23 protein-coding genes and 1 pseudogene are annotated in these 23,257 nt (G+C 72.3%); 6 read left to right on the top strand and 18 right to left on the bottom strand.

The features are described from left to right. Positions 1-64 precede the first annotated feature (64 nt). Positions 65-1,453, bottom strand: a complete 1,389-nt coding sequence (locus tag ACFVGS_RS08720; RefSeq protein ID WP_385691705.1) for an NAD(P)/FAD-dependent oxidoreductase — start codon at positions 1,451-1,453, stop codon at positions 65-67. Positions 1,454-1,511: 58 nt separating this feature from the next. Continuing rightward, a complete protein-coding gene (locus tag ACFVGS_RS08715; RefSeq protein ID WP_384414210.1) occupies positions 1,512-1,889 on the bottom strand; it encodes an ArsR/SmtB family transcription factor in 378 nt (125 codons plus the stop codon). A gap of 128 nt (positions 1,890-2,017) precedes the next feature. Here ACFVGS_RS08715 and ACFVGS_RS08710 point away from each other — a divergent pair, with 128 nt between their 5' ends. Then, entirely contained in the window at positions 2,018-3,913 is a 1,896-nt protein-coding gene (locus ACFVGS_RS08710) for a heavy metal translocating P-type ATPase (RefSeq protein ID WP_385691703.1), read from the top strand. An 18-nt stretch (positions 3,914-3,931) separates the two neighbouring features. Here the strand turns inward: ACFVGS_RS08710 and ACFVGS_RS08705 are convergent, their stop codons facing one another. The 6 genes from ACFVGS_RS08705 to ACFVGS_RS08680 all read right to left on the bottom strand — a co-directional run bounded on the left by ACFVGS_RS08705 (position 3,932) and on the right by ACFVGS_RS08680 (position 9,775). After that, positions 3,932-4,477, bottom strand: a complete 546-nt coding sequence (locus tag ACFVGS_RS08705; RefSeq protein ID WP_385691701.1) for a PadR family transcriptional regulator — start codon at positions 4,475-4,477, stop codon at positions 3,932-3,934. 61 nt (positions 4,478-4,538) lie between these two features. Further along, complete coding sequence (locus ACFVGS_RS08700) at positions 4,539-6,563, bottom strand: FAD-dependent oxidoreductase (RefSeq protein ID WP_385691698.1); 2,025 nt, start codon at positions 6,561-6,563, stop codon at positions 4,539-4,541. 302 nt (positions 6,564-6,865) lie between these two features. After that, positions 6,866-7,282 carry a PTS-dependent dihydroxyacetone kinase phosphotransferase subunit DhaM gene (locus tag ACFVGS_RS08695; protein WP_384414222.1) on the bottom strand — a complete coding sequence of 139 codons (417 nt, stop codon included), beginning with the start codon at positions 7,280-7,282 and terminating at the stop codon, positions 6,866-6,868. Continuing rightward, a complete protein-coding gene (gene dhaL, locus ACFVGS_RS08690; protein WP_385691695.1) occupies positions 7,279-7,914 on the bottom strand; it encodes a dihydroxyacetone kinase subunit DhaL in 636 nt (211 codons plus the stop codon). The genes ACFVGS_RS08695 and dhaL overlap by 4 nt, the downstream gene beginning before the upstream one ends. A 7-nt stretch (positions 7,915-7,921) precedes the next feature. Beyond that, positions 7,922-8,914, bottom strand: a complete 993-nt coding sequence (dhaK, locus tag ACFVGS_RS08685) for a dihydroxyacetone kinase subunit DhaK (protein ID WP_385691692.1) — start codon at positions 8,912-8,914, stop codon at positions 7,922-7,924. Positions 8,915-9,148: 234 nt separating this feature from the next. Next, positions 9,149-9,775 carry a class I SAM-dependent methyltransferase gene (locus tag ACFVGS_RS08680; RefSeq protein WP_385691690.1) on the bottom strand — a complete coding sequence of 209 codons (627 nt, stop codon included), beginning with the start codon at positions 9,773-9,775 and terminating at the stop codon, positions 9,149-9,151. A gap of 142 nt (positions 9,776-9,917) precedes the next feature. Between ACFVGS_RS08680 and ACFVGS_RS08675 the strand changes: the two genes are divergently transcribed. Further along, complete coding sequence (locus ACFVGS_RS08675; protein ID WP_385691687.1) at positions 9,918-10,211, top strand: hypothetical protein; 294 nt, start codon at positions 9,918-9,920, stop codon at positions 10,209-10,211. A gap of 274 nt (positions 10,212-10,485) precedes the next feature. Here the strand turns inward: ACFVGS_RS08675 and ACFVGS_RS08670 are convergent, their stop codons facing one another. From ACFVGS_RS08670 to ACFVGS_RS08650, 5 genes are all read right to left on the bottom strand, one after another. Beyond that, positions 10,486-12,270 (bottom strand): ABC transporter ATP-binding protein, encoded by a 1,785-nt coding sequence (locus ACFVGS_RS08670; protein WP_385691685.1) that lies wholly within the window; start codon positions 12,268-12,270, stop codon positions 10,486-10,488. A 4-nt stretch (positions 12,271-12,274) separates the two neighbouring features. Beyond that, a complete protein-coding gene (locus tag ACFVGS_RS08665; RefSeq protein ID WP_385691682.1) occupies positions 12,275-12,691 on the bottom strand; it encodes a lasso peptide biosynthesis B2 protein in 417 nt (138 codons plus the stop codon). A gap of 81 nt (positions 12,692-12,772) precedes the next feature. After that, a complete protein-coding gene (locus ACFVGS_RS08660; protein WP_384414243.1) occupies positions 12,773-13,030 on the bottom strand; it encodes a lasso peptide biosynthesis PqqD family chaperone in 258 nt (85 codons plus the stop codon). Between the two features lie 5 nt (positions 13,031-13,035). Further along, the gene (locus ACFVGS_RS08655; RefSeq protein WP_385691679.1) at positions 13,036-14,928 is read right to left on the bottom strand and encodes a lasso peptide isopeptide bond-forming cyclase; all 1,893 of its coding nucleotides are present in this window, start codon (positions 14,926-14,928) and stop codon (positions 13,036-13,038) included. 111 nt (positions 14,929-15,039) lie between these two features. Beyond that, complete coding sequence (locus ACFVGS_RS08650) at positions 15,040-15,147, bottom strand: keywimysin-related RiPP (RefSeq protein ID WP_158688462.1); 108 nt, start codon at positions 15,145-15,147, stop codon at positions 15,040-15,042. A gap of 687 nt (positions 15,148-15,834) precedes the next feature. Here ACFVGS_RS08650 and ACFVGS_RS08645 point away from each other — a divergent pair. The 3 genes from ACFVGS_RS08645 to ACFVGS_RS08635 all read left to right on the top strand — a co-directional run bounded on the left by ACFVGS_RS08645 (position 15,835) and on the right by ACFVGS_RS08635 (position 17,314). Then, positions 15,835-16,347 carry a hypothetical protein gene (locus ACFVGS_RS08645; protein ID WP_384414248.1) on the top strand — a complete coding sequence of 171 codons (513 nt, stop codon included), beginning with the start codon at positions 15,835-15,837 and terminating at the stop codon, positions 16,345-16,347. Between the two features lie 25 nt (positions 16,348-16,372). Next, positions 16,373-16,747 carry a hypothetical protein gene (locus ACFVGS_RS08640; protein ID WP_384414251.1) on the top strand — a complete coding sequence of 125 codons (375 nt, stop codon included), beginning with the start codon at positions 16,373-16,375 and terminating at the stop codon, positions 16,745-16,747. 234 nt (positions 16,748-16,981) lie between these two features. Then, complete coding sequence (locus ACFVGS_RS08635) at positions 16,982-17,314, top strand: GYD domain-containing protein (RefSeq protein ID WP_384414254.1); 333 nt, start codon at positions 16,982-16,984, stop codon at positions 17,312-17,314. Positions 17,315-17,464: 150 nt separating this feature from the next. On the opposite strand, the pseudogene ACFVGS_RS08630 reads toward ACFVGS_RS08635, so the two are convergent. The 5 genes and pseudogenes from ACFVGS_RS08630 to ACFVGS_RS08610 all read right to left on the bottom strand — a co-directional run. Continuing rightward, positions 17,465-17,691, bottom strand: a pseudogene (locus tag ACFVGS_RS08630) (transposase); the annotation flags it as partial. Positions 17,692-17,706: 15 nt separating this feature from the next. Beyond that, positions 17,707-18,633: a universal stress protein gene (locus ACFVGS_RS08625; protein WP_385691675.1), complete on the bottom strand. Its 927-nt coding sequence runs from the start codon at positions 18,631-18,633 to the stop codon at positions 17,707-17,709. A 182-nt stretch (positions 18,634-18,815) separates the two neighbouring features. Beyond that, complete coding sequence (locus ACFVGS_RS08620; RefSeq protein ID WP_385691672.1) at positions 18,816-19,607, bottom strand: sigma 54 modulation/S30EA ribosomal C-terminal domain-containing protein; 792 nt, start codon at positions 19,605-19,607, stop codon at positions 18,816-18,818. Between the two features lie 516 nt (positions 19,608-20,123). Beyond that, positions 20,124-20,822, bottom strand: coding sequence for a CBS domain-containing protein (locus ACFVGS_RS08615; RefSeq protein ID WP_385691669.1), 699 nt, complete (start codon positions 20,820-20,822; stop codon positions 20,124-20,126). A gap of 124 nt (positions 20,823-20,946) precedes the next feature. Beyond that, positions 20,947-21,957: an alcohol dehydrogenase catalytic domain-containing protein gene (locus tag ACFVGS_RS08610; protein ID WP_385691667.1), complete on the bottom strand. Its 1,011-nt coding sequence runs from the start codon at positions 21,955-21,957 to the stop codon at positions 20,947-20,949. A 236-nt stretch (positions 21,958-22,193) separates the two neighbouring features. On the opposite strand from ACFVGS_RS08610, the gene gap reads away from it, so the two are divergent. Then, on the top strand, positions 22,194-23,222 hold the full coding sequence (gene gap, locus ACFVGS_RS08605) for a type I glyceraldehyde-3-phosphate dehydrogenase (RefSeq protein ID WP_385691664.1): 1,029 nt from the start codon (positions 22,194-22,196) through the stop codon (positions 23,220-23,222). The last annotated feature ends 35 nt before the right edge of the window (positions 23,223-23,257 follow it).

The following is a 23,257-nucleotide window of genomic DNA, read 5'->3' as shown; positions in this document are numbered from 1 at the left end:
CGCCCGGGGCCACTCCGGCGGCGCGCTCCCCTCCGCGCGCCGGTCAGGCCTGGGCCGTCTCGGCCTAGCGGCGCCGCATCGGCGGCTCGCCCGGCGTCGTCGGCACCGGGTCGAACAGCGCCGCCCGCACCACCGCCGGGGCGAACACCGCCGTCAGCGGTGCGGTCAGGTGCAGTGCCGAACGGAAGGCCGGGCCGACCACCGGGTGGGCCGCGGCCCGCAGTGCGACCCGGCCGAGGTACCAGCCGGTCACCTTGTCGAGGGCCCCCGTGCGCACGGCGTCACCGGTCGCGCCCGGCATCTTCTTGTCGGCGCCCGCCGAGATGTCCCAGGCCTGCTTCGACGCGTCGAGCAGCGCCTTCTGCACGCGCCGGGTGGTCGGCACGCGCCGGGTGTCCGCGAGCGCCGCGCGCAGCGCGAGCGCGGTCAGCGCGGCGACGGCCATGCCCTGCCCGTAGATCGGGTTGAACGCGCACAGCGCGTCGCCGGTCGCGAGGAATCCGGCGGGGCGGCGGCCCGGACGGTCGTAGCGGCGGCGGATGTTGGCGGTCTTGCGGAAGCCGTACACCGGCGTCAGCGGCTCGGCCTTCGCGATCCAGTCGGCGACTACCGGGTGCGGCAGCCGGCGCGCGAACTCCTCGAACAGCTTCTCGTCCGTGGGCGGTTCGTCGCCGCGCAGCCCGGCGAGCGTCACGACGTGGCGGCCGTCGCCCAGCGGCAGGATGACGCCGCTGTACACCTGGGCCGGATTGGGCACGATGTAGTAGCCGATGGCGTCGGTGGACGGGTCGGGGGCGGGGGAGCGGAAGATCCGGGTGCTGTAGGCAAGACCGGTGTCGATCGTCTCCTCGTGCGGGGCCTCCGCTCCGATCCCGGCCAGCCAGTCCGCCGCGCGGGTCGAGCGGCCCGAGGCGTCCACGACCAGATCGGCCTCCAGCGGGTACGGCTCCTTCGACGAGCCCGCGCCGCGCTCGCGCAGCAGCACGCCCCGCACCCGGGCGGAGTCGCCGAGCAGCCCGACCGCCTCGGTGCCCTCGATCCGCTCGATCCGCGGATCGGCGAACACCCGCTGGCGGACCAGCCATTCGAGCTGTTCGCGGGGGCCGGCGTAGAAGTGCACGGTGGGCTCGGTGCGGGCGTACCACTGCCCGTTCTGCCACTGCACCATGTCCTCGGGAACGCCCAGCTTCGGCGCGCCGAGCCCGTGCAGCTCGGCGGTGAACCCGGGCAGCAACTCGTCGAACGCCCGCTGCCCGCCCCCGATCAGCACATGGAGGTGCCGGCTCTGCGGCACGCCGGGACGGGCCTCCGGCTCCTGCGGATAGCGGTCACGCTCGACGACGGTGACCCGCTCGGCGTGCTCGCTCAGCACCCGTGCGGCCAGCAGACCCGCGAGACTCCCCCCGACGACCACCGCGTGACGTGTCCTGCGGGGTCCCAACTCGTCGGCCATCCTCGCCCTTTCGCGTAGGGGTTGTGGAACTGCCGTGGGCCGTACCGGCCCACGTGGTCTAGGACTGACCAGTATCCACGGTGGCGCGGGCCGCGTCGCGGGCGCCGAGGCGCAGGTGCTCGATGTGATACACGGCCTCGTCGAGGAGTTGGGCGACATGGTTGTCGTACAGGCTGTACTCGATCCGGCGGCCCTGGCGGACCCCGGTGACCAGGCCGAGGGCGCGCAGCAGACGCAGCTGGTGGGAGACGGCCGACTGCTCCATCTCGACGGCGGCGGCCAGTTCGGTGACGCCACAGGGGCCCTGGCGGAGCCGGGTGAGGATCATCAGCCGGGACGGGGTGGCGAGGGCCTGGAGGGTCTCGGCGATGGTGGCCGCGGACTCCGCGTCGAGGCTCGCCGCCGCCGTGGTCCGTCCTGTCGCTCCGTGTCCCATGGGCTCATCGTAGCGGCGGTTATCTGTCAATAGATGAAGAGCTCTTCATGTGTTCCGGTATGGTGGTGTCGTCGGCGCGGCCCCGCACGCCCGCGCCCTCCTCCCCGGTTCCCGAAAGGCGGTGCCCCATGGCATCCCCGGCCCTCGACTCGCCCACCGCACCGGTCCGTCCGGCCCCGTCACCACCCGGCCGGCGGCGCGCCCGCCTCACCGACCTGCCCGAGGTCCGCTGGGCCGCGCTGTCCGCCCTCGCCTTCCTCTGCGCGCTGCCCCTCGACCTGACCGAGGCGCCCGCCTGGGCCTGGGGGCCGCTCTACGCGGTCTGCTACGCCGCCGGAGGCTGGGAACCCGCGCTCGCCGGACTGCGCGCCCTGCGCGGGAGGACCCTCGACGTGGACCTCCTGATGGTCGTCGCCGCGCTCGGCGCCGCCGCCATCGGCCAGTTCCTCGACGGCGGACTGCTGATCGTGATCTTCGCCGTCTCCGGCGCACTCGAAGCCCTCGCCACCCGCCGCACCGCCGACTCCGTCCGCGGACTGCTCGACCTCGCCCCCGCGACCGCCGTACGGCTCCTCCCCACGGGCCGGGAGGAGACGGTCGCCGCCGACGGCCTCGCCGTCGGCGACACCGTCCTCGTACGGCCCGGAGAGCGGCTGCCCGCCGACGGCACCGTCCTCTCCGGCCGCAGCGACGTCGACCAGGCCGGCATCACCGGCGAACCGCTGCCCGCCGCCAAGGCGCCCGGCGACGAGGTCTACGCGGGCACCCTCAACGGCTCGGGAGCCCTGCGGGTACGCGTCGGCAAGGAGGCCGGCGACACCGTCGTCGCCCGGATCGTCGCCCTCGTCGAGGAGGCGAGCGCCACCAAGGCACCCACCCAGCTCTTCGTCGAGAAGATCGAACAGCGCTATTCCGTCGGCGTGGTGGTCGCCACCCTCGCGCTCCTCGCCGTCCCCCTCACGCTCGGCGCCGACTTCACCGAGACCCTGCTGCGGGCCATGACCTTCATGATCGTGGCATCGCCCTGCGCCCTCGTCCTCTCCACCATGCCGCCGCTGCTCTCCGCCATCGCCACCGCGGGACGGCACGGCGTGCTCGTGAAGTCCGCCGTCGTCATGGAACGCCTCGGCACCGTCGACCGGGTGGCCCTCGACAAGACCGGCACCCTCACCGAAGGCACCCCCCGCGTCACCGCCGTGCACGGCGAACCGGCCGCCCTCGCGCTCGCCGCCGCGGCCGAACTCCCCAGCGAACACCCCCTCGGCCGCGCCGTCGTGGCCGAAGCCCGCGCCCGCGGCCTCGCGATCCCCGAGGCGAGCGCCTTCGCCGCGGAGCCGGGCCGCGGCGTACGGGCCCGCGTCGACGGCCGCGAGGTGACCGTCCGCCGGGCACCCGGCGAGCACGCCGACACCGCCGTCGAGGTCCTGGTCGACGGCGAACGCGCCGCGGTCCTGGAGTTCGCGGACCGGCTCCGCGGCGGCGCCGCCGAAGCGGTCGGCGCCCTCACCCGGCTCACCGGCACCGCGCCCACACTGCTGACCGGCGACAACGCGGGCGCGGCGGAACGGATCGCGCGCGAGGCAGGCCTCGCCGACGTACGGTCCGGACTGCTGCCCCAGGACAAGGCCGCCGTCGTACGGGAGTGGGAGGCGGCCGGCAGCCGCGTCCTCATGGTCGGCGACGGCGTCAACGACGCTCCCGCGCTCGCCGCCGCACACACCGGCGTCGCCATGGGGCGGGCCGGTTCCGACCTCGCCCTGGAGACCGCCGACGCGGTCGTCGTGCGCGACGAACTCGCCGCGCTTCCCGCCGTGGTTGCCCTCTCCCGCAGGGCCCGCCGACTGGTCGTGCAGAACCTGGTGATCGCCGCGGTGTGCGTCGGCGGCCTGGTCGTCTGGGACCTGGCCGGTCACCTCCCGCTCCCGCTGGGCGTCGCGGGCCACGAGGGCTCCACCGTCCTGGTCGGCCTCAACGGCCTGCGGCTGCTGCGGGACGCGGCATGGCGGCGGGCGGCGTCGTCGTGACGGGACGCCGGGCCGGCCTCACTCCCCGGAGGACTCGGCGAGTTCGTCGATCGCCTGGGCCAGCCAGTGCACCCAGAACCGCTCCAGCTCGATCCCGCCGCGCAGCACCAGGTGCCGCAGCCGGTCCGGCTCGGCGGAGCGGCGGTCCGGCGGGAAGTCGCGGACCTCGATCTCCAGGTACTCGTCCAACTGGCGCCGGTGCAGCCCGAGGTGCCGCTCCAGCTCGGCCCGCAGGCCGGTGCCGCCGACCACGGCGGCGGCCCGCATCCGCAGCAGCAGGGCCGAGCGCATCGGCTTGGGGTCCTCGGCGGTGTCGACCCAGGCCGCGAGTTCGGCGCGGCCCGCCGGCAGCACCTCGTACTCCTTCTTCTGCCCGCGCGCGGGCGCGGCGGCGGGCAGGGCACGGATGTAGCCCGCCTGCTCCAGCTTGCCGAGCTCCCGGTAGATCTGCTGGTGCGTGGCCGACCAGAAGTAGCCGATCGACCGGTCGAAGCGGCGGGTCAGCCCGAGGCCGGAGGACGGTTTCTCGACCAGCGCCGTCAGGATCGCGTGCGGGAGGGACATGGGCGCATCCTAAGCAAGGGCCTGGACGGCGCGGGCCGGTGGGCGCGCGCCGTCCACGGCGTCACAGGGCGGCGGCGAGCCGCGTGCCCTGGTCGATGGCGCGCTTGGCGTCCAGCTCGGCGGCGACGTCGGCCCCGCCGATCAGGTGCGCGGCCCGGCCCGCGGCGACCAGCTCCTCGTACAGCCCGCGGCGCGGCTCCTGGCCGGTGCACAGGACCACCGTGTCGACCGGGACGAGCTGCGGCTCGCCGTCGACGGTGATGTGCAGGCCCTCGTCGTCGATCCGCTCGTACGACGCGCCGGCGACCATGGTGACGCCCCGGTGCTTCAGCTCGGTGCGGTGGATCCAGCCGGTGGTCTTGCCGAGGCCCGCGCCGACCTTGGTGGTCTTGCGCTGGAGCAGGTGGACCCGGCGCGGCGGACGCGGCCGCTCCGGGGCCCGCAGGCCGCCCCGGGACTCGTACGAGGTGTCCACGCCCCACTGGCGGAAGTACGTCTCGGGGTCCTGGCTCGCGCCCTCGCCGCCGTCCGTGAGGAACTCCGCGACGTCGAAGCCGATGCCGCCGGCGCCGAGGATCGCGACCCGCTCGCCGACCGGGACGCGGTCGCGCAGCACGTCCAGGTAGCCGACCACGCTCGGGTGGTCGACGCCCTCGATCTCGGGGACGCGGGGGGTCACGCCGGTGGCGACGACGACCTCGTCGTAGCCGTCGAGGTCGGCCGCGGTGACGAGCGTGTCCAGGCGGACGTCGACGCCGCGCTCGGCGAGCTGGACACGGAAGTAGCGCAGGGTCTCGTCGAACTCCTCCTTGCCCGGCACCTGCTTGGCGACGTTCAGCTGGCCGCCGATCTCGCTGCCGGCGTCGAACAGCGTGACGGTGTGGCCGCGTTCGGCCGCCGAGACCGCGCAGGCGAGGCCGGCCGGGCCCGCGCCGACGACGGCGATCCGCTTGGCGAGGCGGGTGGGGGAGAGGACCAGCTCGGTCTCGTGGCAGGCCCGCGGGTTCACCAGGCAGGAGGTGATCTTCAGGCTGAAGGTGTGGTCCAGGCAGGCCTGGTTGCAGCCGATGCAGGTGTTGATGGTCTCGGCGCGGTCCGCGGCGGCCTTGGCGACGAAGTCCGGGTCGGCGAGGAAGGGGCGGGCCATCGACACCATGTCGGCGCGGCCCTCGGCGAGGATCTGCTCCGCGACCTCGGGCGTGTTGATCCGGTTGGAGGTCACCAGCGGGACGGACACCGCGCCCATCAGTCGCTTGGTCACCCAGGTGTAGGCGCCGCGCGGGACGGAGGTGGCGATGGTGGGGATGCGGGCCTCGTGCCAGCCGATGCCGGTGTTGATGATGGTGGCGCCGGCCGCCTCGATCTCCTTGGCGAGGGAGACCACCTCGTCGAGGGTGGAGCCGCCCGGGACCAGGTCGAGCATGGAGAGCCGGTAGACGACGATGAAGTCCTCGCCGACGCGCTCGCGGATCCGGCGCACGATCTCCAGGGGGAAGCGGACCCGGTTCTCGTAGGAGCCGCCCCAGCGGTCGGTGCGCTGGTTGGTCGCGGAGGCGATGAACTCGTTGATGAGGTAGCCCTCGGAGCCCATGACCTCGACGCCGTCGTAGCCGGCCTCCTTGGCGAGCTCGGCGCAGCGGGCGTAGTCCTCGATGGTCTGCTCGACCTCGGCGTCGGAGAGCTCGTTCGGTACGAAGGGGCTGATCGGGGCCTTGATCGCGCTGGGCGCGACCAGGGCGGGGTGGTAGGCGTACCGGCCGAAGTGCAGGATCTGCATCGCGATCCGGCCGCCCTCGGCGTGCACGGCGTCGGTGATCACGCGGTGCTCGGCGACCTCCTCGGCGGTGGTCAGCTTGGCGCCGCCGTCCCACGGCCGGCCCGCCTCGTTGGGGGAGATGCCGCCGGTGACGATGAGGCCGACGCCGCCGCGGGCGCGCTCGGCGTAGAAGGCGGCCATCCGCTCGAAACCGTGCTCGGCCTCCTCGAGGCCGACGTGCATGGATCCCATGAGCACCCGGTTGGGCAGGGTCGTGAACCCGAGGTCCAGCGGGCTCAGCAGGTGCGGATACGGGGTGTTCGGGGCCATCGGGGCGCCTCCTCGCGCGGGGTCGTCACGCACTGTTGTAGACGACCCGCCGAGGCTTGTGCAACAAGTTGCATAACGGTGAGGGCGCGATGTGCCGGACACCACAGGGGAGGGAGCCGTCGCGGCGCCCGCGGCACGTCAGGGGAGGGAGCCGTCCCGGCGCGTGCGGCACCTCAGGGGACGGAGTGGCCAGGCCCGGGACACCACAGCGGAAGGGCCGTGCCGCGGAGAGCGGCACGGCCCTTCGGGCCGGGACGGCCGGGTCGCCCGCGTCCGTGTCGGGCCCCGCGCGTCGGGCCTGGTCACTCCTTGCGGTACGCGTACGCCTCCGAAGCGGCCGCCGTCACCGCGGCGAGGTCGCCGCCGGCCGTCGCCGTCACCAGGGCCGCCACCGCGCCCTCCAGGAACGGGGCGTCCACCAGGCGCGCGCCCTCCGGCAGCTCGTCGCCCTCGGCGAGCAGGGCCTTCACCGTCAGTACCGCGCTGCCCAGGTCCACCAGCAGGGCCACGCCGGCGCCGCCGTCGGCGGCCTTCGCCGCCTCGGTGATCAGCTCGGCGCTGGTGCCGAGTCCGCCGTCCGGCGTGCCGCCCGCGGGCAGGATCGGGGCGGTGTCGCCGCCGCCCGCCAGGCCCCGGGCCAGCTCGGCGACGGAGGCGGCCACGGCCGCGCTGTGCGAGACCAGGACGATGCCGACCCGGCCCGCCGTCTCCGCGCTCACCCCGTCACCTCCGCCGCGCCCTCCGCGTCCGCCACGTCCGCGAGCGCCCCGAACAGCAGTGCCGACGAGGTCGCCCCCGGGTCCTGGTGCCCTACGGACCGCTCGCCGAGATAGCTCGCCCTGCCTTTGCGCGCGAGCATCGGCACGGTCGCCAGCGCGCCCGCCTCCGCCGCCTCGCGGGCCGCCGCGAACGAGTCGCCGAGCGCCTCCGCGGCCGGTCCCAGCGCGTCCAGCATCGTCTTGTCGCCCGGCTGCGCCCCGCCCAGCTGGGCCACGGCGGCGATTCCGGCCGCCAGCGCCTCGGCCAGCTCGGGCCGGGAGACCCGTTCCGCGTCGCCCAGCGCCTTTCCCGTACGCCGCAGCAGCGTCCCGTACAGCGGTCCGGACGCCCCGCCCACCGTGGAGATCAACTGCCGCCCGGCGCCGGTGAGCACCGCACCCGGCGTGGCCGGCGGCTCCTTCTCCAGGGCCGCCGTCACGGCGGCGAAGCCGCGCTTCAGGTTGGCCCCGTGATCGGCGTCGCCGATCGCCGAGTCGAGCTCCGTCAGCCGGTCCGCCTCCCGGTCCACGGCCGCGGCGGCCGCGGCCATCCAGTCCCGGAAGAAGCCGGCGTCGTACGTCTCCGCGCTCATCGTCGTCTCACCGCCCCCAGCGCAGCGCGGGCGTGCTCACCGGCGCGTCCCACAGCCGCAGAAGCTCCTCGTCCGCCTCGCACAGCGTCACCGAGCAGCCCGCCATGTCGAGCGAGGTCACGTAGTTGCCGACGAGCGTCCGCGCGACCGGCACCCCGCGCTCGCCGAGCACCCGCTGCACCTCCGCGTTGAACCCGTACAGTTCGAGCAGCGGTGTCGCCCCCATCCCGTTCACGAGGACGAGCACCGGCCCCCGGGGCCGCAGGTCCTCCAGGACGACGTCGACCGCGAAGTCCGCGATCTCGCGCGAGGTCATCATCGGGCGCCGCTCACGGCCCGGCTCCCCGTGGATGCCGATGCCCAGCTCCAGCTCCCCCTCCGGCAGGTCGAAGGTCGGCGAGCCCTTCGCCGGCGTCGTGCAGGCGCTCAGCGCCACGCCGAAGCTGCGGGACCGGGCGTTCACCTGGCGGGCGACCGACTCGACCCGCTCCAGCGGCGCGCCCGCCTCGGCCGCCGCGCCCGCGATCTTCTCCACGAACAGCGTGGCGCCGGTCCCGCGCCGCCCGGCCGTGTAGAGGCTGTCGGTGACGGCGACGTCGTCGTCGACGAGCACCTTGGCGACCTGGATGCCCTCGTCCTCGGCGAGCTCGGCGGCCATCTCGAAGTTGAGCACGTCGCCGGTGTAGTTCTTCACCACGAACAGCACGCCGGCGCCGCTGTCCACGGCCGCCGCCGCCCGCACCATCTGGTCGGGAACGGGACTCGTGAAGATCTCGCCGGCGCACGCGCCCGCGAGCATCCCCGGCCCCACGAAACCGGCGTGCAGCGGCTCGTGCCCCGACCCCCCGCCGGACACCAGGGCCACCTGCCCGCCCACCGGCGCGTCACGCCGCAGCACGACCCGGTTCTCCACGTCCACGGTCAGTTCGGGGTGCGCGGCGGCGAGCCCGCGCAGCGCGTCGGCGACCACCGTCTCCGGAACATTGATCAACATCCTCAAGGGTGTCTCCTCGGGAGGCTAGCAGAAAGGTCCATGAGCAGGGTTTTCCCAGGTCATTGCTGGTGCGCGTGATTCATGACCTTGGCGTTCCATAGCGGTCTGTGGCGGCGTCTGTCGGTGCTGATGCTGGTTCGATGCTGACTTTGGTGACGGGGCATCAGGTTACGGTCGTGGCTCGAAGGGGCGAGTCGGTGCGTGCTTACGTCGGCAGTATCGACCTTGCAGCAGGGAAGGTCACGCAGATCTGAGCTGCAAGGTGGGGTGGATCGGTGAGAAGGTATTCAGCGTCCCGCGCTCATGCTGAGCGTTCCGCCCCCGGATGGCTCGGCGGGCCGTGTACAGCCGGTACGACAGCTGCTGTCCGGCCTTGAGGGAGTCGATGGTCGAGACCGTCTCCATGGTGAGCCCGTGCGCGATGAGGAGTTCTTCCCACAGCTCGGGTTCGAGGACCCACATGTGGACGGTGTGGTCCTCGGTGGTGCCGGGCAGGCGCAGGATCTCCGGTCGCGGGGTGACCGTGGACGAGGGGCCGGCGCCGGCCGAGTTGGTGTGCAGCGCACTGAACAGCAGGCGGCCTCCGGGGCGGAGGGCATGGGACAGTGCGGGCAGGAGTCGGTTCGGGTCCACGAAGGGGACGCCGCCGACGGAGTAGATCAGGTCGTACGGGTCGGCGCGCTGCAGGTGGGTGACGGCATCCGCGCACACCAGTGAGAGGTCCGGCGTCGCCTTGTACCGGGCGAGGGCGCGCTGGTGCTGGGTGGGTGCGGCTTCGAGGGCGGTGACTTTGGCGCCCAGGGAAGCCAGGAAGGCGGCGTGCCGGCCGAGACCGCTGCCGAGGTCGAGCGCGCGTAACCCTTTCAAGTCGCCGAACACCTCGACTCCTGGCCCAGCGTCGGGGATGTCCCAGGCCCACTCGTCGAGTTCCGGTAGGTCGACATCGCGTGCCAGCTGGTGTGCGCCGTAGGTCGTCCACACCTCTTTTTGTGCTGCTCACCGGACGTACATGCACGAGCAAGTCGACTCACGCCCGCGTCGCGGCGGTGCTCGCCGCTTCGTGCTGTCCTTGGGGGCCGTGGGACTGACGGCTCCGTCGGTCGTCGCGGCCACGACGGCGGTGAGCCAGCCGGCAGATGACGGGCCCATTGGTAGCGACGGTTGCCAAACCGACCCGTACAACCAGGACTTCTCCTGCACCCTCTACGACGTCTCCACCGTCGCGAAGCCCGCTACCGACGCCGGCGTCGACCTGACCTGCAACGGCACGCAGGGCATCGTCTGCTCGGTGGACCGTAACTAAGGGCACCCCCCTCACCTTGAGCGGGAAGGCCCGCCGGCCGTGAGGATCGGCGGGCCGGATGGGACGTGGGCGCCATGTTCAGCCTGATGCTGACGCGTAGGCGCCCTCTCCGCACTCCAGGCCGAGCGGAAGGAGCAGCGGACAACCGGCGGAAAGAGACGGCCGCCCGGCCGGGCCCGCGCCCGACGGCCTGCCAACCTCGCCGTTTCACTTGGGCGGCCTCCGCTTGGTCCCGGCGATACAAGCCGGGGTGCCGGGTCCTGGCCGGTGTCGCTCACCGGCCGTTCAGTAGCTGGGTGGTGGCCAGTTCGCGGTAGAGGGAGTCCGCCTCGAGGAGTTCGGCGTGTGTGCCCACCGCCCGTACGTGGCCGGCCTCCATCACGACGATGCGGTCGGCCGTGGTGACCGTGGACAGGCGGTGGGCGACGACGAGGACGGTGATGCGACCGGCGATGTCGGTGATGGTGTCGCGGAGTGCCGCCTCGTTGGCCGCGTCGAGCTGCGAGGTGGCTTCGTCCAGTAGCAGCAGCCTCGGGCGGCGCAGCAGGGCCCGGGCAATCGCGACGCGCTGGCGCTCACCGCCCGAGAGTCTGCTGCCGCGGTGGCCGACGTCGGTGTCGAGGCCAAGGGGCAGGCGGTCCGTCACCCCGTCGAGACGGACGAGGCGCAGGGCGTGGCGGAGTTCTTCCTCCGTGGCGTCAACGGCGCCCAGCGTCAGGTTCTCGCGCAGGGTGCCGGCGAGGACGGGTGTGTCCTGTTCCACGTAACCGATGGCTGCGCGGAGTTCCGCCAGGGGCCACTGGCGCACGTCCTTCCCGTCCAGCAGTACCTGACCGGCGTCCGGGTCGTAGAAGCGTTCGATGAGGGAGAAGACCGTGGTCTTGCCCGTGCCGGACGGCCCGACGAACGCGGTCAGGCCTCCGCCGGGAACGGTGAAGGAGACACGATGATGGACCCGGGGCAGCCCGGGGCGGTAGGCGAAGCGGACGTCGCGGAAGGCCACGCGGGCGGGCAGCGGATCCGCTTTCGGCCGACTCGCACCTCCTTCTCCTCCGTGTCGCTCGCCCTCGACCTGCAGCTTCTCGGTCTCCAGCTTCTCGGCCTCGAGGTTCTCTGCCTCCATGTTCTCGACCTCCCGGATCCGGGCGGCGGCGGCAGAACCGATCTGGAACTGGCCGACACCTTCCACCAGCTGGCCGATCCGGGGCGCGAGCGCGAAGAGGTAGAGGAGAAAGGCGACCAGGGTGGAGACGCCGATGGCGCCGGAAGTGACGCGCGCGCCGCCCACTCCCAGCACGACCAGGAAGCAGACCTGTACGACGACCGCCGACAGGGTCGCGGACACCGCTTCCCAGGCGGCAGCGCGGACACCGGTACGCCGGGCGTGCTCGGCCGCCCGGTACAGCGCCCCCGCCTCCTGCCGTTCGGCACCCGACGCCTTGATCGTACGGAAGGCGCCCAGGGCTCGCTCCAGCGCGGCGCCCATGCGGCCGACCGCCTCCTGCGTGTGCCGGGTCGCGCGGCCGATCCGCGGGGCCACGACGGCGACGACGATGCCGACGAACGCGATCACGCCGAGCGTGACGCCGAGCAGCACGGCGTCGAGCAGGCCCATCATGACCACCGTCGCCAGGGTGATCAGCGTGCCGGTGACCGCGGCCGACACCGCCTGAGGAGCGCTCTGCCGCAGCAGCGCCGTGTCCGAGGTGACGCGGGAGATCAGATCCCCCGGCTCGGTGCGCTCCACCACCGGTACGCGCAGCGCCAGCAGACGGTCGATCAGCCGGCGCCGGGCGGCGCAGACGATGGACTCCGCGGACCGGTCCAGCACGTAGTGCCCGAGGCCGGCGAGGATCCCTCCCGCCGCCACCAGCACGCTGAGAGCGATCACCGGGCCGTACGCCGGACCTCCTCGGCCCATGTCGTCCATCACCTGCTTGGCCGCCATGGGCTGGGCCAGGCCCATCACGCTGCCGAGCAGACCCAACAGGACGCCCGCCGCCATACGGCCGCGCTGCGGTCGGAGGTGCCCGACGAGGGCGAGCGACGCAGTGGTCACGGGCTCACTCCACCGCGAAGAAGCGCTGGAAGTATCCGGCAGGCGTGCCCTCGCCGACGGGTTCACCCTCGGCTTCCACCCAGGCGTGCGCGGCGAACGGCGGGCGGGTGCGCACCCCCACGCACCAGGTGGGCCACTGGCCGTGCCAGCGACACAACAGCACCGTGGCCAGGGACCGCGGCAGACAACCCTTGTGCCCGCCTGCGGCCAGGCTCACGGCAAGCACCGTCGCCCGGGCCGCCTCCGCCTCGGCCAGCGTGGCGGGCCGGGCTCCGCGGCGGAGCCGGGCCAGGACGGCCTGGATCCGCTGGGGCGGCAGGGTGGCCAGGACGTGGGCGCAGCCGATCACCAGGCGCGCGCCGAGACGGCGGGCCGGAGGGACGGAGCGAGGGCGATAGGGAACAGCTTCCGGTGTCGACAACTGTGCATCCCTTCTCTCGGCGGTCGGCGGTCGGCGGTCGGCGGTGGGCGGTGGCGGTGGGCGGTCGGCGGCCGAGGCGGGCTACAGCGTGATGAGCCCGGCGGAGCGGAGGTCTTCGACGATGCTCACGACGTCCTGCGCGGCCACTTCGGCGTCCACGTCCTCGTATCGTTCGACGAGGGCCGCCGCCGCCCGCTCGGTGCTGTGGCCGTCCAGGAGCTCACGGAGTACGACTGCCGCCGTGGGGTTGAGAGTCCAGTACTCGGCGCTCTTCTGATCGAGCAGGGCCATGCCGTACTCGGTCTCGGTCAGCAGCACTCCGGGCTTCAACGTGCACATCGGCTTCACCTTTCCCGTTCCGTCAGGGGTCGCGTCCGGGACGGTGTCGTCTCCCGGGACGGTGTCATCTCCCGGGAGCGCAGCCATACTTCGCAGGCCACGGTCGCGTGCAGGAGGTAGCTCTCGGTCTCGGCCGACAGGGCCCGGCGGCACCACTCGCGCAGGACCTCCACGTCGACGAGGCCCAGCCGGGCGAGCCGCGACTCCTCGCACAGCGCCAGCAGGCGGGCGCGGTGGCGGCGCAGCCCCGCCTCCTCCTCGAAGGTGGCGTTGGCCTTGGTGCCGCGGGTGCGGCTGGCCTCGGGGACGATGCCGCGCATGGCTTCGACGATCAGCGGCTTGTACCGCCAGGGAGTGATCCGCTCCTGCGGCCGGATGGCGAGGGCGGCCTCGATCACCCGGTCGTCGTAGTAGGGGGCCGCCACCGTGATGCCCAGCGGGGCGGCCATCTGGCCGATGTGCCGGGTCCACTGGGAGATGCCGTCCATCGCGGCCATCTCCCGGTGCTCGCCGTGCCCGCGGCCACGGGGCTCGGCTTCGGGGAGGTGCGCGCGGAGCAACTCGCGTACCGCCTCCACGGCCTCGGGCGTGGCCCAGCCCGGCATGCGCGGCGGTGCCGACCAGTCGAGCAGCGGTTCGTCCGCCGGGGCCGGGGGTGCGTCGAGGTCGCGGGCGACCCTGCCGAGCCAGGCGCGATAGGAACGGCGGTCCAGGAGCTGGCGCAGCACGCGCCATCGGGACCACTGGTACTTCGCGGTGTATCCTCGCAGATCCCGCAGCGCGGTGAGGGGATGCGTGCCCATCAGCGCGTGCAGGCGGGCGGGCGCTCCGGCGAGGAGTTCGTCGCCCCCCAGGCCGGTCAGGTGCAGGCGCGATCCGCGGGCTGCCGCCAGGGCGATGATGTGCATGCGACGGTTGCGGTCGACCGTGAGGATGCTGGGGGTGTCCAGGAGGTCGTCGAGGGTGTCGATCCCGTCGAACGTCATGGCCAGGTCGGACGCCGGGACGATGTGGTGCTCGATCGTCCCCAGTGCCTCGGTGGTCCGGCGGGCCCAGTACACGTCGTCGCCGAGCTCGTCGTGGATGGCGGCGGTGTACGCCGCGACCTTCGCGTCCCCGCGGGCGGCGGCGCAGCACACGGCGGTGGAGTCGAGCCCGCCCAGGTCGGCCGTCACCAGGTCGCGCCCGCGCGTGCGCGTGGCGACGGCGGCGGTGAGCGCCTCCCGGAAGTGCCCGGCGCCCTCGGCAAGGGGCAGGTGCGGATCGGGGGGCGACCACCAGCGGGTCTCCTCGGCCCGTCCGTCGCAGTCGAGCGTCAGGTAGTGGCCGCCGGGCTGGGCGTGTACGCCCTTCCACATCGGGGAGCCCGACAGCGGGTGCGGCACGCCCAGCGTGAGCAGTTCGAGGGCGAGCCTGCGTTCGTCGAGTTCGGCGCCGACCAGTTCGGCGAGTACGTCGGCCCGGTCGGAGGCCAGGCTGACGCGGCCGGCCGCGGGGAGGGTGGGACTGGTGAAGAACACCCGCCTCATGCCGACGACGCCGCCCTGGACCCGGACCCGCCCGCCACTGCTGGCCACGAGGTGGAAGCTGCCCGTCCAGGTGGCACTGATGCGGTCGAGCGCCGACAGGGACGTGCCTTCGGCGGCTGCGGCTGCGCGTCGGGCCGCTTCGGCGGTGACGGAGTGTTCGCCGAGCACGGCGATGCGGGTCCCTCGGCACTCGCCCATCACCATGCTCGAGGGTGCCCAGCGCCCCACCAGCCACGGGCGCCCGGACGGGTGGCGCAGACCCTGGGCGGCGTGGGCGAGTGCTCGGGTGGCGACAGCGGCGGCCGCGTCGGTGTCGGGCAGGACGGCGAACCAGGTGGGCAGGGCATGGAGTGACAGCGAGTCTTCCACGGCTACGGCCTTCGGTCGGCGATGTACGGGAAGCAGGGTGGTCGGGTGGCGGCTGGGGGCCGCCACCCGGTGGCCCGGCCGCCGGTTCAGCAGGGCGGCACAGGACTCACGTCAGAGGAGCTGCTTGCCGCCGAGGACGTCCTTGGGCCCGGTGTTCTTGATCCCGGTCACCTTGCGGAAGCTGCCGGCCTTGGTGAGGGTGGGCCGCTCATACGTCATGGTCGAACTCCTTTTCGCTTCGGGGGATTGCGGCGTGCATGCGCATGCGGCGGTTCCCGATCCGGAGACCGGTCATTCCGCTTGACCACGCTACGAAGGGCGGCCGGATCGCCACAATGGCGTGCCCGGCCCGGGCCGGAGCACACCTGCGGCGCGCGATTCGCCTTGCGCGCCCCGAACGATTCGCCTGCCTTCGGATGCGCGGGAACCCGACTGCGTGCGCAACGCCGCCCGACGCGCGCGAGACGGGGCACGAGCACATCCGGAATCCTGGTTTGTGCGAGTACGCGCCGGGCGCGTCGGGTCGGACGCCCTGCGGGTGATCTGGAAGCTGGTCGGCGCGGAGAAGTCACGGCCGAGGATGGTCCTGAGTGTCTCCATCGAGCTGTCGACGATCCCGGTGTCGTCCCAGCGGGGAGCTGGCCCTCGCAGGTCACACGGGTCGCCGGCAGGCCCCTGACTTCATCACGGCGATCCAGCTGCGCGGTGCCATCGCCCGACACCAGCGCCGGTCACGATCGTGACGGCGCCTCCCCGCGGGTCTCTCCCGCGGCGATCGCGGCGAGTCCTCACCGTGATGCCGCCCCTCGGTTATAGCGTCGCTCCTGACCTCATTCCGCAGTGAACCGGTGTCCGCCCGTCGCTTCCGCGGTGTAGGCGCACACCGGTGACTCGAAGGTGACCGGCATGACTTTCACGGGACGTGAATGGTGGACGCTCATCCACGGCATGGTCCTCGGCGCAGCCTTCCTGCTCGCCTTCGCCGGCGGGCTGGCCGAGCTGTACAGCCTCAAGCCCGCACTGATGACCCGCGAGGGCGTGGTGCAGCGAATGAGGCGGGTCCGGATCGGCGTCACGGCCATGGCAGTGGCGGCCTGGGGCACCGTGATCACGGGCACCTGGGTCGTCTACCCGTGGTACCGGGAGAAGATCCCGGAAAGCCCCCGGTCGCAACTACTCGCCGACCCCGACACGGCGGACTGGCACGAGTTCGGCATGGAATGGAAGGAGCACATCGCCTGGATGAGCCCGATCCTGGCAACGGCCGTCGTCTTCATCGTCTGGTACTACGGCCCGGGCCTCATCCGGCACAACCGGGTCCGCCACACCACCATCACCCTGTTCGTCCTCGCCTTCGCCTTCGCAGCGGTGGCCGGGGCTTTCGGCGCCTTCATCACCAAGGTCGCACCCGTCGAATGATCACGCCCTGAGAAGGAGGCCCGTCATGGAAGCAGGAGACGGCGTGGCACCCGTCCGAGACGGAGGAGCCGAGGACTTCCCCCGCAGTGAGAAGGTGGAGGGTCCGATTTCGGCAGCGATCATCGCCGCCGGCATCGGAGCCGTCGTCCTGGGCCTGCTCACCACGCTGGCCGAGGCAGACGAGAGCGTGTCGGACGGCTTGAACTGGAACGACGCGGTGGGTCCGCTGTCCGGCAAGAGCACCCTGGCCGTGGCAGTGTGGCTGCTGGCCTGGGGCATCCTTCACATCGCCCTGCGGAACAAGCAGTACGAGACCACGCGTGCGCTCGTCCTCAGCCTGGTGCTCATTGCCCTGGGTGTCCTGGGGACATTCCCTCCGTTCTTCCAGCTCTTCGAGTAGAGGACGACAACGTCGGGCCGGGGCTCCGGCGGGCGGCGGCGACCTCAGGGGCGGTCTCTACTCCGACCCCAACCCCGAACGCAAGCCCTCTGGGGACGGCCCAGGTCGCACACGCCCAGCCGACGTTGGGCTGTGCCGGTCATCGTGCCCGCCTGTTCGGGGGATCTGCGGGCCACCACCGGCCCCTCTCCGCCTGAGCCGGGGCATCCGTCGGGGAAACGAAGGAGAGACCCGATGCCGCTTTATCTGTCGAGGTTCAGCTACACGCCTGAGACCTGGGCGAGGCTGATGGGGCACCCCGAAGACCGATCAGAGGCCGCTCGGTCGTACATCGAGTCCGTCGGCGGGAAGCTCCACGGCTTCTGGTACGCCTTCGGTACCCATGACGGCTATAACCTGTGGGAGGCTCCGGACAACGTGTCCATGGCTGCGGTTGCCCTGGCGATCAGTGGGGGCGGCGCGCTCAGCTCTTTCGAGACGACCGTTCTCCTGACCGTCGACGAAACACTGGACGCCCTGGGCAGAGCCGGGCACGTCCGATACCGAACTCCCGGCTCGGAGCGGTGAGTTGCGGTGGTCTCCGTTTGGGTCCTCTACGGGTCCGGGCATCACTCCACGCGGGAGATCGCCGACCGGATCGGCAAGCCGTAGCGCCTGAAGGGACACCATGTGGAGCTCCAGGCGCTGCGTGCGTCCTCCGACGGGCAGGGACCCTTGCCGACCGCCGCGGGAACCGAGTTTCTGCCGGTTGCGGACCCGGTCCGCAGGGACCGGCATCGTCGCTTGATACCGCGTCTGCGCAGGTAGGCGCGGTTTTTGCGGGAGTCGTATGCCTTGTCGGCCCGGACTCGGTCCCGTCGCTTGCGCGGCCGTCCCGAACCGATCCGGGGAACTCTGATCGCTTCCAGGACCGGCTCGAACTGCGGGGAATCGCCTCGCTGGCCGACCGCGAGCGACGGTCAGAGGTGCCGCACCACCGCCACAGGCGCCGCAGCATGGTGCAGCACCGCGTGCCTGACGGGGCCGATGCGCGGGCCGATCGCCGAGCGGCGTACACGCCGTCCCACGACCAGCAGTGAGGCGTCCTTGGAGGCGTCCACGAGGTGGTCAGCCGCCCCGCCCACCACACACTGCTCCTTGACGTCGACCTCCGGGAACTTGCCCCGCCACGGCCGCAGCACGTCGGTGAGCACGCTTGCTTCACGCGGTCCCATCGCGATGCCGTGTCCGGGATCGACGGCTTCGGGGTCGTGTCCGAAGACGATGGGTACGTCCCATCCGTGGACGACCCGCAGGGCGGCCCCGCGTGCGGCGGCGGACGAGAAGGCGAACTCGATCAGCTCGTCGCACGGCCGGGTGAGGTCGAGGCCCAGCACCACATCGAGGTACCGCGCCAGGTCGATCGGGCCGTCCCCGGGCTGCTTCTCGTTCTCGGCCCGCTCGTCGGCCCGCACGACGACGACCGGGCACTCGGCATGCGCGATGACGGGCAACGACACCGATCCGGCCAGAAGGCCACCCAGTGCGCCCAGCCCTCGCGAACCCAGAACCAGGACCTCCGCCTTGCTCGCCGCGGCGAGCAGCATCTCGACGGGGCGGCCGAAGACCTGCTCGACGCTGACGCGCAGACCGGGATGGTTCTCTCGCACCCGCTCGGCCGCCTCGCGCGGGACACGCTCGGCCCAGTGCCGGGCGATGGCCGTATCGCCGGGTGCGGTGTCCGTACCCGTGAACGGGGCGTGGGTGAAACCCGGCGACCAGTCCTGCCAGGCGTGGACGATGTGCAGCGGGAGCCCCCGCAGCAGCGCCTCTCGGGCAGCCCACTGCGCGGCAGCCTGCGACTCGACCGAGCCGTCCACAGCGGCGATGACGGTACCTTGTGACATGGAATCCTCCGTGGAAGGGGACGTTTTCGTCGGGGAATTGGCCGCGAATCAGGCGAAGGCCGGGCCCCTCCGCCAGGACGCGGCGCTTGTCTGCGGCGAACAGGCCGGCTGCTCACGGCGGCCGGCAAGGGGAAGCCGGGGCGGGGCGGAAGCGGGGTGCTTCCGGCCAGAGGGTGAGAGCTCTACCGGGCCGGGGTGATCAGCCCGAAATGGCCGTCGTAGCGGTGGTAGAGCACGCTGCCCCGACCGGTGGCCGTGTCGGCGAAGAAGACCCACGGCAGTCCGGTGAGGTTCAGCCGCTGGACGGCCTCGGGCACCGTGCTCACAGGCACGGGGACCGTGCTCACGCTCAGCAGGCCCTCGGCCTCGGGCTCCTGACTCACGGGCCCCAGCCATGCCAGGCGGTGGCGGCCGGTGCGGACGTCGCGGTAGACCACGCTGTCGTACCCGGACGTCAGGTCCGTGAAGACCCAGAAGTCGTAGTCCAACGCCTCCAGGTCGATCACGGCGTCCTCGGGCGTCTGCCGGGTCTGCCTGAACGACTTGTGCCGCTCGATGCGGCGCTCCTCGGCCGGCAGGTGCTGACGGTGCGGACGGTGCTCGTGGCCCGCGCCGTCCCACCACGCCTCCTGGACGGTGTCGGAGAACCCGCGCGGCCCGTACCGCCGTGCCCGGGCAAGCCTCACGGTCAGACGCTCCTGCAGAAGGTCGACCGCTTCGAACATGGTGCTCGCGGCCACGTGGGCACGTACCGGCCGGCCGCTCACATCGACCACGACCTGGGCCGTGGCGGGGCGAGCCGCCGAGCAATGGACCGCCTGGGTGAGCTTCACCTGGGCGGCCAGCACCGGCTCGCTCACGTGGTCGAGGGCCGCGAGCACCTTCTCCCGCGCGTAGGTGGCCGCGCCTTGGGGCACCTGTCCTCGACTGCGGACCTGGACGTCGACTGCCGGGCTGGTCTTGAGACGGCTCATGGGAACTCCTCCTTGATCGCTCCCAGCCTGTCCGGCGCCGACCGTTCCCGGCAGAGCCGACGGGGCCGTCGCCGCGGGGCGACCGGCCCCCTCACCGCCCGTCCATCCGGGACGTACGGGCATCCGCGAAGGGCCGTTCGGTCCAGGGCCGGGCCAGGGAGTGGAGCCGGCGCCAAGTACAGGACAGGCATGTGGCCGTGGTCAGCCGGGACAGCGCAAGCGAACTGCCCACCCTGCTGGCCGTCGCCGACCACGCGCTGCGCAGCCGCGACCAGGTCAACGTGATCGTCGCCGGCAAACAGCACTGAATGTCTCGACAGGCCGCCCCAGCACCCTGGCGCGGCTTCACCCGAACCGCGGCACGGGCGGAGGCGATGCCGCCCCGCCTGCGTACGGACCAGCAGGCCCGCCGCCGGATGCCGCGCACCGAACGGCGGGCGCGGTGCGCGTGTAGTGCCGCTCGACCGGCTGCGCGGCGAACGGCCCCCTGCCCCTCCGTCCGCCTGGCGGGCGTCTTCAAGGAGAAGGGGGCATGCGAGGTGCAGGCGAGTCGTCCCGCCTGTCGGCCGTCAGCCGGTTGACCACGCCGACGACGCCGTCGACCCGCCAGGCGGCCCGGACCAGAGCCGTGGCGTTGACCTCCGGTCCGGCGACGCCCTCGATGGTGACGATCCCGTCCCGCACATCGATGTGAAGCGTGCCGGCGTCGTGTGCGGGACCGTGGGGGTACACGACGCCGGCCACGGCCTGGTGGATCTCCTCGTCGGTGCGCAGGAAGACGCGCAGGAGGTCGCGGCGTGTGGTGATGCCGATGAGACGGTCCTCCTCGTCCACCACGGGCAGCCTGTCGATGTGGCGGCGTTCCATGATGCGCGCCGCGTCGACCACGCGCTGTTCGGGATGCACGGTGACCGCGGGACTGGTCATCAGCCCGCCGGCCGTCAGGGCCGGTCCTGCGGTGGGTCGCGCGTGCGCGATCCGCCGCAGGGCCCGCAGCACGCGGTCCCGGACGGACCCGGTCCGGCCGCGCGCCGCCTGGCGCCGGGTGAGGTCGGTCTGGGAGACCACGCCCATGACCTTGTCGTCGTCGTCCACCACCGGCAGACCGCTGATGCGGTGGGAAGCAAGCAGGCGGGCCAGCTCCTTGAAGGGGGTGTCGGGGTGTGCCTGGACCACTTCGCTGGTCATCACCTCGCCCACCGTCCGGTGCTTCACCACGGGTCTCCTCTCCATTCGCCCGAGTAGCTCTTGCCCGCCGCCCACGGCATCACGGCCTTCGACTCCACCAGGGAGGAACGGTCTCAGGGGTGCGGATGTGCGTGGTCACTTCGCGGGGGCTTCACATGGCGAAGACGATGCGTGCCTTGACCCGGCCGTCGAGCACCTCGTCGACGCATTCGTTGACGGACGACAGCGGCCGGGTCTCGTAGATCACGCGGGTGCGTCCGGCGGCGTGCAGCTGGAACACCTCGGCCAGGTCCTGGCGGGTACCGACGATCGAGCCGATGACGGACGTGCCGCCGAGGACGGTGGAGAAGATCGGAACCTTGACGACGCCGTCTGCGGGAAGGGCCACCATGACCAGCTTGCCGCCACGGCGCAGACCGGCCAGGGCGGTCGCGAAGGTCTCCTCGTTCACCGCCAGCGCCAGGGCCGCGTGGGCTCCGCCGTGTTGCTGGAGCACCGCCGCCGGGTCCTCCCTGCGGGCGTCGATGAGGATGTCCGCGCCGAGCTCGGCGGCGAGCCGGAGCTTGTCGTCGGAGACGTCGATCGCGGCGACCGTCGCACCGGCGATCTCGGCGTACTGCACGGCCAGGTGCCCCAGGCCGCCGATACCGGAGATCGCCACGAGGCCGGCCGGTCCGATGCCGGCCACCTTCAGGGCCTTGTACGTGGTGACTCCCGCACAGGTCAGGGGTGCTGCCTCGCGCGGGTCGACGCCGTCGGGTACGGGCTGCGCGAAGTCGGCGTGGGCGAGCATCTTCTCGGCGTAGGCGCCGTCGATGCCGTATCCGGTGTTGACCTGCTGTGTGCACAGGGTTTCCCAGCCGGAGAGGCAGTGCTCGCACCGTCCGCAGGCCCAGCCCAGCCAGGGCACGGCCACGCGCTGCCCCACCGACAGGTGCGTGACGCCCGCGCCGAGTTCCTCGACGATGCCGACGCCCTCGTGTCCGGGAACGAACGGGGGCGTGGGCTTGACCGGCCAGTCGCCGTGCGCGGCGTGGATGTCCGTGTGGCACAGCCCGGACGCCTCGACACGGATGCGTACCTGCCCGGGGCCGGGGAGGGGATCGGGACGCTCCTCGATCACCAGCGGCTCTCCCAGGGCCTTCACGACTGCTGCCTTCATCGCCTGCTCCTCTTGTTCGTCGCTGCTTCCAGAGTGGTGCGAGGCGCCAGGAGAGGACAGAACCGGTCAGGACCCGTTCGCGGGCCGTTCGGCCCACGATCCGCCGGCCGCTCGGCACGTGCGAAAGACGAGGGCCCAACGGCCCTGGGGCATCCCCGTTCGACCCCTGCCGCGGGGCAGGCGGGGGCCCGCACGCTGACACCACCTGCATCGGCACCCTTGGGAGGGCGGCGGAGATGACCGCACGCATAGGCGTCAACGGCTTCGGGCGCATCGGGCGCAACTACCTGCGTTGCGTCATGGAACGCGCGGAGGCCGCCTGCGGCACCCCGGTGGAGGTGGTGGCCGTCAACGACCTCGCTTCGCCGGCCGCGCTGGCCCATCTGCTCGCCTTCGACTCGACCTACGGCAGGCTCGGCCGCACCGTCGAGCACGACGACGAATCGCTCACCGTGGGCGGGCACCGCATCGCCGTCACGTCCGAGCGCGACCCCGCCGACCTGCCCTGGGAGGCCCTGGGCGTGGACGTGGTCATCGAGGCCACCGGCCGCTTCCGCACCAGGGAGGAGGCCGGCCGGCACCTGCGGGCGGGTGCACGCAAGGTGCTGCTCTCGGTGCCCGGCAAGGACGTGGACGCCACTCTCGTCATGGGCGTCAACGAGGACGCGTACGACCCGTACGCACATCACGTGATCTCCAACGCGTCCTGCACCACCAACTGCGTGGCCCCGATGGTGAAGGTCCTCGACGAGCGCTTCGGGATCGTCAAGGGACTGATGACCACCATCCACGGCTACACCAACGACCAGGTCGTGCTCGACGGTCCGCACAAGGATCTGCGCCGGGGGCGTACCGCCGCCGTGAACATCATTCCGACCAGCACCGGTGCCGCCCGCGCTGTCGGTCTCGTGCTCCCGGAGCTCGCCGGCACCTTGGACGGGATCGCCGTGCGCGTCCCGGTCGAGGACGGTTCGTTGACCGACCTCACCCTCGTCCTGGAGCAGCCGGTGTCCGTGGAGGACGTCAACTGCGCCTTCCTCGACGCCGCGGAGGGGCCGCTGAAGGGCATCCTGCGCGTGAGCCACGCCCCGATCGTCTCGCGCGACATCGTCGGCGACCCCGCCTCCTGCATCGTGGACGCCCCCCTGACCCAGGCCCACGGAAACCTGGTCAAGGTCTTCGGCTGGTACGACAACGAGTGGGGCTACACCAACCGTCTCGCCGACCTGACCCAGTACGTCGCGGCCCTTCTCGACCCCCGATGAGATCCGGGCGTCCCGCCGACCGGGAAGAGGAAGGT

The organism is Streptomyces sp. NPDC127114 (genome assembly GCF_042677525.1).
In the GTDB taxonomy this organism is placed as follows: domain Bacteria; phylum Actinomycetota; class Actinomycetes; order Streptomycetales; family Streptomycetaceae; genus Streptomyces.
This window is presented reverse-complemented; position numbering and strand designations above follow the sequence as displayed.

Coding starts and splice junctions, on each gene's coding strand:
- ACFVGS_RS08710 (WP_385691703.1), top strand. CDS start 2,018: ATGGCATCCCCGGCCCTCGACTCGCCCACCGCACCGGTCCGTCCGGCC.
- ACFVGS_RS08650 (WP_158688462.1), bottom strand. CDS start 15,147: ATGACGTATGAGCGGCCCACCCTCACCAAGGCCGGCAGCTTCCGCAAG.
- ACFVGS_RS08715 (WP_384414210.1), bottom strand. CDS start 1,889: ATGGGACACGGAGCGACAGGACGGACCACGGCGGCGGCGAGCCTCGAC.
- ACFVGS_RS08720 (WP_385691705.1), bottom strand. CDS start 1,453: ATGGCCGACGAGTTGGGACCCCGCAGGACACGTCACGCGGTGGTCGTC.
- gap (WP_385691664.1), top strand. CDS start 22,194: ATGACCGCACGCATAGGCGTCAACGGCTTCGGGCGCATCGGGCGCAAC.
- ACFVGS_RS08700 (WP_385691698.1), bottom strand. CDS start 6,563: ATGGCCCCGAACACCCCGTATCCGCACCTGCTGAGCCCGCTGGACCTC.
- ACFVGS_RS08675 (WP_385691687.1), top strand. CDS start 9,918: ATGCACGAGCAAGTCGACTCACGCCCGCGTCGCGGCGGTGCTCGCCGC.
- ACFVGS_RS08610 (WP_385691667.1), bottom strand. CDS start 21,957: ATGAAGGCAGCAGTCGTGAAGGCCCTGGGAGAGCCGCTGGTGATCGAG.
- dhaL (WP_385691695.1), bottom strand. CDS start 7,914: ATGAGCGCGGAGACGTACGACGCCGGCTTCTTCCGGGACTGGATGGCC.
- ACFVGS_RS08620 (WP_385691672.1), bottom strand. CDS start 19,607: ATGAGCCGTCTCAAGACCAGCCCGGCAGTCGACGTCCAGGTCCGCAGT.
- ACFVGS_RS08625 (WP_385691675.1), bottom strand. CDS start 18,633: ATGTCACAAGGTACCGTCATCGCCGCTGTGGACGGCTCGGTCGAGTCG.
- ACFVGS_RS08635 (WP_384414254.1), top strand. CDS start 16,982: ATGCCGCTTTATCTGTCGAGGTTCAGCTACACGCCTGAGACCTGGGCG.
- ACFVGS_RS08660 (WP_384414243.1), bottom strand. CDS start 13,030: ATGTGCACGTTGAAGCCCGGAGTGCTGCTGACCGAGACCGAGTACGGC.
- ACFVGS_RS08705 (WP_385691701.1), bottom strand. CDS start 4,477: ATGTCCCTCCCGCACGCGATCCTGACGGCGCTGGTCGAGAAACCGTCC.
- ACFVGS_RS08645 (WP_384414248.1), top strand. CDS start 15,835: ATGACTTTCACGGGACGTGAATGGTGGACGCTCATCCACGGCATGGTC.
- ACFVGS_RS08640 (WP_384414251.1), top strand. CDS start 16,373: ATGGAAGCAGGAGACGGCGTGGCACCCGTCCGAGACGGAGGAGCCGAG.